Here is a 12,401-nt window from a genome sequence, read left to right as displayed (position 1 = left end):
ATGCTATAATGGATTACATTTGAAGCATGAAACTGAAAGTAAGTTGGAGTTGATTGGAAAATGAAGATTGATACCTTACAGCTAAACCATGCCGTGACCCCCATCGTGGTCGCAACGGCCGGAATGACTTTTAGCTGGAAATTACACCGGGAGTCCACGGACCCCGCGACGGTGACATAAACCGCTTTTCAATTAGTGATTGCTGACGCGACCCGGGAGATCTGGCGGAGTCCAGAAGTCCAGAGTGCGCAGACCATTAATAATTATTTTGAAGCGCTTCCGCTGGCACCAGAAAAGCACTATACCTGGCAAGTCAGCGTGCAAGACAATCACGCCAACGTCGTGACGTCAGCGCCGGTGGGATTTTTTACCACCACTGATTGGGCGGGGATTCCGTTCATCAGTGCTCAACCTGCTACGGCTTTGCCCGTCTTTACCCGGCAGTTTACGTTACACCAGACCCCTAGCGCCGTTGCGTCGGCAATCCTATACGTTTCGGGATTAGGAGCGTACGCAGTACAGATGAATCACCACAACTTACAGGCAATCGGGGATGAACGCTTAGAGATTCTAAACCCTGGTTGGACGGATTATCATACTCGCATCAATTACCAAGCTTACGATGTGCAGGCTGACTTAAAACGTGACAATCACGTCAACATTCCTGTCGGCAAGGGCTATTTTTTGGGACGAATCGCGCAATTTTCAAATTACGAAAGCTTGTTTACAGACGGGATCAAACGACCACTCCTGATTTTTAAATTGGTGATAACATACACCGATGGTCAACAGCAAACGGTGACCAGCGCCGAGACCGACAAATGGGCCTACTACGATGATTACCGGGTCGTGGATAACGATATTTACGATGGTGAAACCATTGATTTTAGGTTAGCTCCTGGTGAGTTACAACCGGTAGTGACGCCACCAATCGACCAGGCGGCGGTGCGGCAGACTTTAGCCCCCAGTCATGAAGCAAAGGTCTATGAATTATTGGATCAGCAGAACAGTCCGGTCGCAAGCGCCAATTATCGCATAGACCGAATCGGCTCCAAGGCAACGCTACCGTTAGGGGCAGTTCAGTTGGTGGATGTGCACCACGAAGATTGGCGAGCAGACCGGCAACAACGTCTATTGTTCGATTTTGGCCAAAATATGGCGGCAACGTTAGCCGTGACCTTCCATGCCAATACGTTGGCGCTGACGAAAATTGAAGTGCGCACGGGAGAGATCCTCAACGATGGTCAGGGGGATGTTGTCCAGCAGACCGGAAGTGACGGGCCGAAAAATACGTTGCACCATCGTAACTTGGTCTCTGAAATCGGGGGTGATGCCCGGTCCGCAGAAGTCTTCTACACCCAAGACGAAAAGGTCCACACGGTCAATGCCCGCTGGACCTTCCATGGATACCGCTACGTCGAAGTGGTGACGGACGGACCGGTCACGATTCAGGCTATTCAGCAGATTCCGGTCAGCTCGCTGACTCACCAGACGGCTTGGTTACAGACCAATAATGCGGCTGTGAACCGATTGATTAAGAATATTCAGTTTAGTGAGCAGTCGAACTACTTGTCGATCCCCATTGATTCGCCCAACCGGGCCGAACGAGCCGGATGGACGGCCGATGCACAAATTTTTGCGCAAAGTGGCTTAATGGGCTTTGACAGCGTGGCGTTTTTAGGCCACTACTTAAAGGTCATCAACCAAACCGAGGTGGGTTCCGCCTACCAGATCATTATGCCGCAGTCCTTTTTACCGAAATTGGCGCAGGCAAGAGCGGCGGGGTGGTCGGACATTGGTATCGTGTTGCCGTGGCGGTTATATCAGTTCACGGGAGATAAAACTTTTGTGACCCAGTATTACCCCCAGATAACGGCTTATATGCGGCAAATTGGGCCGCTGACGACAACGGCAACGACTTACGATGAGCATCTATTCGGTGACTGGTTAGGTTTTGCGCCGGCAGCGACACCGTTCATGAACCTCATCTACCGTGCCTATACCGCCCAATTGATGACTAAAATGGCACGGGTCGTGGCAGATGATCTGGTGCAGCAACAATATGCCCACCTCTTTAAGTTAGTTCGAGCAAAAATCCAAGAAAAATACGTTGCTGACGATGAGACGGAAGAGTTCCATTTGCTGACACGGACCGCTGATCAGGTGGACCGGTCATTTCAGGGGTATTCATTCGTGGATGATGCGGAGACTGGTTTGCTGTGGTTTTTGAAATTGCAGCTATTCACGGACGAGACGCAAAAGCAACGGGCTATCGCCACCTTGAAACGGGTCGTGGACAACCACGACCAAACGAGTCGGCCAACGATGCCGGCAAAATCCTTGGCCGTGGGCTTTTTGGGAATCAACGTGTTACTTCCCGAACTGAGTGCGGCCGGACTAAACGACCAAGCTTATGACTTACTCTTGAGTGACCAGAATCCCTCGTGGCTATTAGCGGTCAAAAATGGAGCCACGACCCTGTGGGAACGCTGGGACTCTTACACGCAAGAACGAGGCATCTCACCCGACGCGATGAACTCGTATAACCACTATGCTTACGGGTCGATTGCTCAGTGGTTGTATGCCACCATGTTAGGAATCAACGTTACTCCCAGTCGTGGCGAGGACGCCATCGTCATCGCGCCGAAAATTGACCGGGGACAGGTGTATAATGATGAGTCCAGGATTACGACAGTCACGGGAGAAATGGATTCGGTTTACGGCCCCATTAAAGTGGCCTGGCAATCAGACGGCGCCGCTCTGACCAGCCTGAAAGTGACCATTCCGGTCAATACGCAAGCGACCCTTAAACTTCCGCTAGCAGATGCTCGCCGGTTAAATTTGGTCAGTCATGAGGCCTCGGCACCGGACAGCTATGAACTGACACTAGCAGCCGGGACAACGTCCTTTGGCCAATCACAATAAGATTTTTTGCAACGGTCACTCTTTTAATAAGGGTGACCGTTTTTGGTGGTGGGGTCTAGCTTTGATGAGAACAATCCCTCAATATAAATTGATTTTTGCTGGCAGGGGTCGACTAATTCCACGAAAACGATGTTGTTCGGGTTAGTAGGAGCGGGTTATTGGCGCTGTTTAGAAGCCAACCCGTTGTTCATGATTGTCGTTCGGGAGAATTAAACGGACCATTGTTTACAATTAAATTGATAACAATTAAGTTGGGCGATTTACTTGCCAAAACTATTTAACTCATGGTATAAAGGGAGGTGAAAACGGATACAAAGTCTTGGTTAAGAGGGGTTTAATATGAAAATTACAGTGACGGATGCAGCTAGTAAATGGTTTCGCGAAGAAATGGGCATGACGGGCCGGGGCATCCGGTTCTTCGGTAAGGTCTACGGCAAGACGCCGGTCCACCAGGGCTTTTCTTTGGGGATGACCCCTGACGATAATCCCCGCGACCCCGTTGTGACCGAGTCCAAAGACGACGTAACTTACTACATCACCGAGGGTGACGAGTGGTTCTTTATCGGTTACGACTTAACGGTTGACTATGACGAAAAGACAGACGGTCCTAAGTATGACTATACAGAAAATGGCGAACTTTAAGGTGATTGGAAAACCGCGACAAATAAGGGCGTGAGACTTTAGCCTCACGCCCTTATTTAAGCATTTATTTAACGGTTGGTTTAGCGGGGACGCCGATGGGCGCGCCACCACCAGCTACCGAAGACCAGTACCAGGCTCAAGCCACTGATAAGCAGTCCCCAATTCAACAGGGGTGGCCAGTAAGTGAGCTTGACGTGGTTGGTGCCCTTCTTAAGTTTAACGGCGGTAAACATGTTAATCGTCTTGTAAGTCTTGACGGACTTGCCATTGACGGTTGCGTGCCAGCCGGGCGAATAAGGAATCGAGGTGTTGAGCACCTGATTGTTCTTAGTCGCGGTGACGGTCCCGTTAAAGTTGCGGTCAGAGTGGTGACTGAGCTTCCACGGGTGTTGTTGTAACTTATGGACGGCTTGTTTGAATCGCTGGGTATTCAACCGATATAGGGTGAAGTTTTGCAGCCACAACGAGCCCTTCTTGAGCTTGATGGTCAGCTTCATGGTCTTACCCTTATCGTGATCCGCTGCACTGACGATGATAGTGTTCCGGTAGGTTGGGTATTGTGCCAAGGCCTTACCGTTCAACGTGAAGGTCGCATTTTGCGGGTTGACCGTCGATCCCATGGTTAGGTAGTAAGCCGCGTTGTCCTTAGGCTTAAAGGTCAGCGTGATACTACCATCTTTGACCAGACTCTTCTTCTGCAACATGGCGCCAGTAATCTTACTTTGTTGGTTGATGTTTTGGAAGGCGACCTGGTCGAAGTTCTCGGCGGTGAAGAGGTGCTTATCCTGCTGATTACCGGTCAAGGCGGCCAGCCAATTTGCTTGATACTGTGTCGGGTCGGCTGTCTTGTCTTTTAGCGTGAGGATATCATCACTGGCCGCGTAGCCCATCGACAGGGCATACGGATTCTTGTAGCGCTTGGCCCACGTGTCTTGGCCAACGACTTTATAGTCAGCGAGGTCGGCCTTGTTACTGGAGGCGGGCAGCATCGATGTGCCGCTCAACGCTCCGGAGAGTTGTTTGTCTTGGAAGTAATACTTCATGTTCAACAGCGAATCGGTGACCAAAGTCCCGTTACTGTACTCGACAAAACCATCGCCATCGGGACTCCCGATGTTCCCCATAAACGTGGGCGTGGTCTTTGGCAAGGCCGAGGAGAAGACGGACCCGCCGTTGAAACCGGTCTGAAAGGCGTCTCCCTTGGTCCGTTCAAAAGTCTTGCCGATACGGTAGAAACTGTGGTCGCTCTTAGTCGTTTTGTTGACGAGTCGTTGGAGTTCCGCAGTGTAATTTCCATATTCCGATTGTGAAACGTAGCTGATGTTGTTCAAATCCATGTAGGCGTTCGCCGTGACCTCAGTCACCCCAATAACGAAGAGCATTACCGGATAAATCCAGTGTTTCTTATACGGGAAGGTCGCGAGAATCAACGCGAAGACGACGAACAAGATACCCAACCAGAATTGGTTAGCTTTAAGGTACTTGAAGCTTTTGAGGTGCGCTTCGACGTAGTAACAACCGAGTGCCACCACGACCACGACGGCGCCAATAGCAATCGGTCCCGGGTGAAAGTCGAGGGTCAGCGTCTGGGCAGCCAGCCAAATCAGCCAAAAACAGATGATAAAGGAGAAGCGGTACGGGTACCAAACCGGAAATTGCCCGGCGTGCCAGAGCAAATCTAACGGTTGCAGGCAAGTGGAGAGGGCCAAAAAGACGGTCACAACACCGGCGGCTAACCGACTCTTTAAGGCAATGCGCCGATCGACGAAGAAGAACAGTGCGCCGAGTACGGCCAAAGCCCCGATAAAGATGTTGGCGGGACCGTTAGGCATCTGGTCGAAGTTGAACGCCCCCAAGAAGAATTTGGAGAGTGTCTTGAACGGGACTAGTTCGAAGTGCCACTTGAAGGACTGGATGGTGTATTGGACCTTACTTTGGGTCAAGGACCACCAGGTCGGCAGTAGTAAAGCGGCGACCAACGCCCCACTTAGAAGAGACGCCCCCGCAAACCGGCCAGTCTGGACGGCAAGATTACGCCAGGTCGAGAATTTATCGACGGCCAACCAGATAAACGCCAGAATCAGGAACAAGCAGATCATGTACGCCATATAGTAATTGACGATGAGCATGATGGGAAGCCAGATCAAGTAGGGTTTCCAATGGCCGGTGATCATCAGCTGCAATAACCCGTAGAAAATCAGGGGCAACAGGACAATGGCGTCCAGCCACATGATGTTCAGTTGGTTAGCGATGGCCCAACCCATCAAGGCATAGGCGGTCGACAGGGTGATGGCAATCAGCCCCCGTTGTGGCGTCACTTTGAGCAGTAACCACGCGAAGGTCAGCCCGGCTAATCCGTATTTAAGTACGGTGATGAGTAGAATCCCACTAGTCAACGTATTACCCGGAAAGGCCAGTAAGAGCAGGTTCAAGGGACTTAACAGGTAGTAAGCCCAGGTCCCGACCATCTCGCCTCCAAGCCCGTTGCTAAACGAGTAAAAAATGGAACCAGGGTCGTGCAACAGGGCGCGCCGCAGGTAAGCGAAAAAGTCCACGTATTGTTGCCCCAAGTCGACGGTCAGTAAACTACTACTACCGAAGGGGGCCATCTGGCGGTACGCAAAATAGACCGTCATAATAATGAAAGGCGTGAGGAATGCTCCCAAAAGGGTCCACTGTTTGGCAGTGAAGGCCCAACGCCGTTTTCTTTCTGGCAAAGCTAGCCACCTCAATCTTTAGAAAGTATAAAAGGTTCTGAGGGAACCTGTACATTTTGTTCTCAATTACCTAGAATAGCATAGAATCCGCTGGTGACCTATCGGAAGTACCCCGGTATCTGTGCCTCTTGGGGCGTATCGGAGCCAAAACGCCGCTTGGTGAACGATTCTGAACCGCGATGAATTAGGCTTAAAGACGCGATGACCAGGCCATCTAGGCTGTGGTTATCTGACGGAACAAACTGATTGGGTCAGGTTATTTGGCTGCGGTCTAAAGATTCGCTAAAATTTGGTGGGCGGTTAGGTGGACCGCAGCACGTAGCGATGAGCATGGCGAAAACTGGCTTAAATTTTTGCTTAAATTCTGGTGTGGGATAGTGGAGTTTACCGAAGTTTGGTAGAATAGGTAGCAGTACAATAAGGAGCAGAGCTGTTGTGAAGAATTTTTATAATCGGATTAGTAACCGCAATCGGCAGTCGCGAGGTCCGCAAAAGTCCTCCATCCCGTTTCGGTTAAACTTTCTTTTCATTATCGTAGCCCTGTTATTTGCGGCGTTGATTGGTCAATTGGCGTATTTGCAGGTAATCTACGGGGCTCAGTTTAAAGCGGTCGTTAACCAGACGGACACCACCGTTGAAACCACTAACGTTCAACGGGGGATGGTTTACGACTCGACTGGTCGGGTCTTGGTCGGCAATAAAGCCCACCAAGCGATTTCGTATACCAAAGGGGTCAACGTATTATCGACCGACATGTACGCTATCGCCAACCGGCTGAGCAAGTACTTAACGGTGTCCACCAGCTCATTAACCCCACGGCAAGCAATCGATTACTATCTGACCGATACGAAGCGGTTAGCTGCCGTGGAAAAGAAGATTCCTAAGATCAAGCAGTATTCTTCTTCTACCCGGTACAATAAGGCGTTAAATTACTTGGAAAACGATTCCTCGTTCAAGCTGACCGCAGCCCAGAAAAACGCGGCGGCCATCTTTGCGAAGATGAGCGGAGCCTACGCGCTGTCCACCACGTATATTAAAGACTCAGATGTTTCCAGTCGTGAAATTGCGGAGATTGGAGAACATTTGTCCGAGATGCCGGGAATCAAAGTCGGGACAAGTTGGTCACGGGATTACCCGAACGGGGATTCCATCAAGTCGATCATTGGGACCGTTTCGTCCGAAAAGTCGGGGCTTCCGAGTGATGAGATCAACGAGTTACTGGCTCAAGGGTACTCACGAAACGACAGTGTCGGCCAATCGTATCTCGAAAAGGAATACGAATCTGTCTTACGGGGAACCAAGGCTGAGAAACAAGTCGAAGTCGCCGGCAACAACACGGTGACCAAGGAAGTCAAGAAGTACGGTGGTCAAAAGGGTGACAACCTGCAATTGACCATCAACTCGAAGTTCCAGTCGAAGCTGCAGAAGTTGGTCCGTTCCGCTGAATCGAGTGCGGGGGGCTATTCTACTGGGACCTACGCGGTAGTTATGAACCCGAACACCGGGGGCGTAATCGGTATCGCTGGGGTCGACCGGAACCCGTCGAGTGGCAAGCTGACGAACAACGCGCTGGGGACCATCAACAGTGACATCGTCATGGGGTCGGTCGTCAAGGGCGCCATGGTTTCCGGGGCCTTGATGAAAGGGGTCATTACGCCGTCCAACAGTACCTTGACCGATAAAGTCATCAACACCGGGGGCGTGAAGAAGTCGTCGTGGTTCAACCACAGTGGGAATGCCAACACAACGTTGAATGCTGCTACGGCGCTAGAAGTCTCGTCTAACTCCTACATGATGCAACTAGCCATGAAGGAAGCCGGCTTCACTTACAAAGCTGGTGGTGCTTTGAACATGAGCACGAAAGCCTTCGATATCGAACGGGGTTACTTCAACCAATTTGGGCTGGGAGTCAAAACTGGTATCGACTTGCCGGGTGAAAGCTCTGGTTTGGAAGGGGCCAGTTCGAAGACTTACATCGGGAGTGCGCTTGACCTGTCCTTCGGGAACTACGACGCCTACACGACGATGCAGGTCGCTCAGTACATGTCGACGATTGCCAACGGTGGGACGCGGATCGCACCGCACGTGGTCCAGGCCATCCGGGGGACCACGTCGAGTGGTAAACTAGGAAAGGTCAAATCGACGGTGACGCCGAAGGTCTTGAACACGATCGATATGACGGCTGCCGAAAAGAAATTGGTCAAGGAAGGCTTGTACGACGTGGTCCATGGGACTAACACTTACAAGACGGGGGCCGAATTAGCCTCAATCTCACCAGGAATCTCCGCGAAGACGGGGACGGCCGAAACCTACTACAAGGGTCACTCCACCGTCACTTTGAGTCTGGCTTCCTACGCGCCATCTAATGATCCACAGGTCGTGGTGGCGTTAGCGATGCCGAACTTGAGCACGGACGACGAAGACAACAACATGCAGTTGGCCAAGAAAATCTACTCGGCCTACTGGAAGACCGTTCAGTCGAAGTCGACGCTGACGAACCCAACGAAGGCCACCAAGGCCGGGTCCGCGCAGAACGCGGCGGGATAATCACGTGTAAAGTAATTTTCCTTAACATTATTTAGACAATGGGCTGGTAATTATGGCCGATTAATGGTAATATATTACGAGTTAAGGCTCAAGCCTGTAATTCTGAACAAGTTGGGAGGTTACCCACATGCGTGTCCACATCACTTTAGAATGTACGGAATGCCACGAACGCAATTACTTATCCAGCAAGAACCGGCGTAATAACCCGGACCGGGTTGAATTCAAGAAGTACTGCCCGCGTCAACGGAAAGTAACTTTGCATCGTGAAACTAAGTAAGGGTACGGGCGAAAGTCCGCACCTTTTTTTGTTTCCCGGCGTTTGGTGGGCGATTGACTTAAAGGTCGCGGTGACTACCAAGTCAGTTGCTATTCATCGCGTAGCCGGGTAATATCGACAGTAACGGTCTAGGAACACGTAAAGGAGAAATTGCTCATGGACGATAAAGCCACCGTGCGCCTACAAACGATTCAAGCGTTACAACAGTTGGCACCCGCTGACCGGCAAGCCGCTGCTCAGCGCCTCTATCACGCCTTATTTGCGACGCCGCAGTGGCAGGCCGCTCAAACGGTCGCTACGACCTTGAGTGGGCCCTTGGAGTTGCCTACTCAGCCAATTATCGACCGAGCTCAAGCCGAAGGCAAGGTTGTGGCGGTGCCACAGACGTTGCCCAAACGGCAGATGGCGTTTCGTCCGCTGACGGCGAAAACAACGCTCATAACCACTAAGTTCGGTCTCCAAGAGCCTCAGGACGGCGTGATTTTAGCGCCACATGCCCTGGACCTCATCGTGGTCCCTGGCTTGCGATTTGCGCCGAATGGTGAACGGCTAGGCTTTGGTGGGGGCTATTACGATCGCTACTTGCCCCGAACCACGGGCTACAAGGTGGCTTTGGCGTTGCCCGCCCAGCAGGTGGGGCAACCGACTTGGCCGGTCGAATCGTTTGACGTGTTACTAGATGCTGTAATTAAGGCCTAACGGGCTAATGAGGGGAGTTTTTTGGTGACAACACAACGAAATTGGTTCCGGCGTCTGGACCAGACCCCATATATGACCGTGGGGTTGATCGTGATCATGGTGCTGGTCTATTTAGGCATGACGCTGGCCGGTGGGAGTACCAATATCAACGTTTTGATTACCTTTGGGGCTAAATTGAATGCGTTGATTCAACAGGGACAATGGTGGCGCTTGATTACGCCAGTCTTTCTCCACATGGGCTTTACCCACATTTTGATGAATATGATTACCCTGTACTTCGTGGGGATGCAGCTGGAAGCAGCCTTCGGACATCTACGTTATCTGGGCATCTTCTTGCTGGCTGGCATCGGCGGTAACATCGCCAGTTTTTGTTTTTCAACCAGTTTATCGGCGGGGGCCAGTACTGCCATCTTCGGGCTGTTTGGCGCGTTTATGATGCTCGGAGAATCCTTCTGGCAAAATCCGGTGATTCGGCAGTTGGCCAATACTTTCTTGTTGTTCATCGTGATGAACTTGGCCGTGGACGTTTTCAGTCCCGGCATTGATATCGCTGGCCACCTGGGTGGGTTAGTCGCCGGGTTCTTGGCGGCCTACCTGGTCGGCGTGCCCCGAATCGGCAAGGTCAGTGTAGTTAAACGGGTGATTGCGACGGTCGTGCTCATTGGCGGCTACGCCTGGTTATATTTGCACGGGATGGCGCAGTAGTTTACAAATGTATCGTGCAATTTAACGGAGGTTGTGGGACAATGAGAACGTTATATGATGTTCAGCAGTTACTTAAAAATTTCGGGATTTATGTCTACGTGGGCAAGCGTATGTGGGACATTGAAGTCATGGCATTAGAGCTAGACCACTTGCGGCAAGCAAGGTTGGTCGATGAGCCGACCTTTCTTCAAGCAAAATTAGTCCTGACACATGAACACCGAATTGAGGAACAACGGGCACGAGATAAACACCAATCCATTGGAGGCATTTAGGACTATGGCACGGAATTTAATTGGAATTGATTTGGGTGGTACGACCACCAAGATAGCGTTTATTTCTGTTGACGGGGAGATCCTAACCAAGTGGAGTATCCCAACTAATACGGATGATGATGGCAGTCATATCGTCCCGAACCTGATTCAATCGGTCACCGAACATATCACCAGTTCGGAATTTACCCCGGCTGATTTCCTCGGGGTGGGGATGGGGGTCCCCGGACCGGTGGACATTGAAAATGGAACCGTTCTCTTTGCGGTCAACCTGAACTGGAAGAAGCGTCAACACGTGCGCGACCAGGTCCAGGCTGGCTTAGGTCTTCCCTTCGTGTTGGATAACGACGCGAACGTGGCGGCTTTAGGTGAGTACTGGAAGGGTGCTGGCGAAAAGGATGAAGATGTGGTCTTCGTTACGCTGGGTACCGGCGTCGGGGGCGGCGTCATTGCTGGTGGCCGCCTCTTACACGGGGGCAACGGCGGGGCCGGCGAACTCGGTCACGTCACGGTCCAACCCAACGGGTACTTGTGCAATTGCGGCAAGCGGGGCTGCTTGGAACAGTATGCCTCAGCCACTGGGGTTGTCCACGTGGCCTCGGATATGGCTAAGGATTTCTTGGGCACGTCGCGGTTGAAAGAAATGGAAGACAATCAAGAAAACATTACGTCCAAGATGGTCTTTTATTTAGCCGACAACGGTGATATCCTGGCTAACCAGGTGGTGGATCGGGTCACGTTCTACTTAGGCCTAGCCCTCGCCAACGTGGCGAATATTTTGAACCCTGCGAACATCACCATTGGGGGCGGCGTGTCGAACGCCGGGAACACGTTATTGCAACCGACGACCCGTTACTTTCAAGAAAACGCCTTTCCGGCGGCCCGGGATACGACCAAATTACGCTTAGCGCAACTTGGCAACGATGCCGGGGTGATTGGGGCCGCGTCACTGGCATTACGGTTCCAAAAGACTAATTAGAGGCGGGTTTCCCGTCAAGGAAGGACGATTTTGTTTTGGTAATTGCAGTTTCTGGATGGACGATTTATACCATCGTCTTGATTTTGATTTTGGTCATCTGGGGGGGCTGGCAACTCAGCACGGTTATCCGGCGCAACCGGGTCGCGACCCTGATTGATGAAAAAACCTTTCAAGAAGGCATGCGCAAAGCCCAAGTGGTCGACCTGCGTGAAAAGAAGGACTTTAAAGCGGGGCACATCCTAGGCGCTCGCAGCATTCCGTTCTCAACCTTCCGGACGGCGCAAAACCAATTTCGGCCCGACTTGCCGGTCTATCTTTACGACCAAGGCAAGACGTTGAGTACCCGGGCAGCCATTACCCTGGGCAAAGCGGGTTTTCAGGAGATCTATATCTTGAAGACCGGTTACGCTCGCTGGGAAGGTAAAACCAAAAAAAGTAAGTATTAAGCTAACAGGCAGGTCAACTCCAGAGGTGGAGGGGGCCTGCCTGTTTTGGCCTCTAATTGGCCGTTTAACGGTTGTTAACTTGGCGGTGGGGAATTAGACGGAAATAGTATTTCAAGGCGCTGGTTAAGCACCGTACCGGCTTATTGCGCACACGAAAGCCCCCGGAACACTGACGAGAGGTGTTCCGGGGGCTTT

Annotated in this window: 10 protein-coding genes; 9 read left to right on the top strand and 1 reads right to left on the bottom strand. The window is 51.5% G+C overall.

Annotation, left to right across the window (positions count from 1 at the left end; translation table 11 throughout):
- The first annotated feature begins 195 nt into the window (after window positions 1-195).
- Both H3M12_RS10090 and H3M12_RS10085 read left to right on the top strand, forming a co-directional pair.
- Window positions 196-2,925, top strand: a complete 2,730-nt coding sequence (locus H3M12_RS10090; RefSeq protein ID WP_182150695.1) for a family 78 glycoside hydrolase catalytic domain — start codon at window positions 196-198, stop codon at window positions 2,923-2,925.
- A 339-nt stretch (window positions 2,926-3,264) separates the two neighbouring features.
- On the top strand, window positions 3,265-3,567 hold the full coding sequence (locus tag H3M12_RS10085) for a HesB/YadR/YfhF family protein (protein ID WP_129031670.1): 303 nt from the start codon (window positions 3,265-3,267) through the stop codon (window positions 3,565-3,567).
- An 80-nt stretch (window positions 3,568-3,647) separates the two neighbouring features.
- On the opposite strand, the gene H3M12_RS10080 is transcribed toward H3M12_RS10085, so the two are convergent.
- Window positions 3,648-6,284, bottom strand: a complete 2,637-nt coding sequence (locus H3M12_RS10080) for a YfhO family protein (protein ID WP_129031669.1) — start codon at window positions 6,282-6,284, stop codon at window positions 3,648-3,650.
- Between the two features lie 435 nt (window positions 6,285-6,719).
- On the opposite strand from H3M12_RS10080, the gene H3M12_RS10075 reads away from it, so the two are divergent.
- The 7 genes from H3M12_RS10075 to H3M12_RS10045 all read left to right on the top strand — a co-directional run bounded on the left by H3M12_RS10075 (window position 6,720) and on the right by H3M12_RS10045 (window position 12,206).
- Window positions 6,720-8,831: a peptidoglycan D,D-transpeptidase FtsI family protein gene (locus H3M12_RS10075; RefSeq protein WP_129031668.1), complete on the top strand. Its 2,112-nt coding sequence runs from the start codon at window positions 6,720-6,722 to the stop codon at window positions 8,829-8,831.
- A 127-nt stretch (window positions 8,832-8,958) separates the two neighbouring features.
- Window positions 8,959-9,108, top strand: a complete 150-nt coding sequence (gene rpmG, locus H3M12_RS10070) for a 50S ribosomal protein L33 (protein WP_129031667.1) — start codon at window positions 8,959-8,961, stop codon at window positions 9,106-9,108.
- Window positions 9,109-9,264: 156 nt separating this feature from the next.
- Window positions 9,265-9,807 carry a 5-formyltetrahydrofolate cyclo-ligase gene (locus H3M12_RS10065; protein WP_129031666.1) on the top strand — a complete coding sequence of 181 codons (543 nt, stop codon included), beginning with the start codon at window positions 9,265-9,267 and terminating at the stop codon, window positions 9,805-9,807.
- A gap of 72 nt (window positions 9,808-9,879) precedes the next feature.
- Window positions 9,880-10,512, top strand: a complete 633-nt coding sequence (locus tag H3M12_RS10060; protein ID WP_129031730.1) for a rhomboid family intramembrane serine protease — start codon at window positions 9,880-9,882, stop codon at window positions 10,510-10,512.
- A 41-nt stretch (window positions 10,513-10,553) separates the two neighbouring features.
- The gene (locus H3M12_RS10055; protein WP_129031665.1) at window positions 10,554-10,784 is read left to right on the top strand and encodes a YqgQ family protein; all 231 of its coding nucleotides are present in this window, start codon (window positions 10,554-10,556) and stop codon (window positions 10,782-10,784) included.
- A gap of 4 nt (window positions 10,785-10,788) precedes the next feature.
- Window positions 10,789-11,760: an ROK family glucokinase gene (locus H3M12_RS10050; RefSeq protein WP_129031664.1), complete on the top strand. Its 972-nt coding sequence runs from the start codon at window positions 10,789-10,791 to the stop codon at window positions 11,758-11,760.
- Between the two features lie 35 nt (window positions 11,761-11,795).
- On the top strand, window positions 11,796-12,206 hold the full coding sequence (locus H3M12_RS10045; protein WP_182150694.1) for a rhodanese-like domain-containing protein: 411 nt from the start codon (window positions 11,796-11,798) through the stop codon (window positions 12,204-12,206).
- Window positions 12,207-12,401: the final 195 nt, after the last annotated feature.

This window comes from Levilactobacillus suantsaii, assembly GCF_014069315.1.
GTDB lineage: Bacteria > Bacillota > Bacilli > Lactobacillales > Lactobacillaceae > Levilactobacillus > Levilactobacillus suantsaii.
This window is presented reverse-complemented; position numbering and strand designations above follow the sequence as displayed.

Excerpts from the sequence above, each read along its gene's own strand:
- H3M12_RS10085 (WP_129031670.1), top strand. The coding sequence starts at position 3,265 with ATGAAAATTACAGTGACGGATGCAGCTAGTAAATGGTTTCGCGAAGAA.
- rpmG (WP_129031667.1), top strand. The coding sequence starts at position 8,959 with ATGCGTGTCCACATCACTTTAGAATGTACGGAATGCCACGAACGCAAT.
- H3M12_RS10065 (WP_129031666.1), top strand. The coding sequence starts at position 9,265 with ATGGACGATAAAGCCACCGTGCGCCTACAAACGATTCAAGCGTTACAA.
- H3M12_RS10060 (WP_129031730.1), top strand. The coding sequence starts at position 9,880 with ATGACCGTGGGGTTGATCGTGATCATGGTGCTGGTCTATTTAGGCATG.
- H3M12_RS10055 (WP_129031665.1), top strand. The coding sequence starts at position 10,554 with ATGAGAACGTTATATGATGTTCAGCAGTTACTTAAAAATTTCGGGATT.
- H3M12_RS10050 (WP_129031664.1), top strand. The coding sequence starts at position 10,789 with ATGGCACGGAATTTAATTGGAATTGATTTGGGTGGTACGACCACCAAG.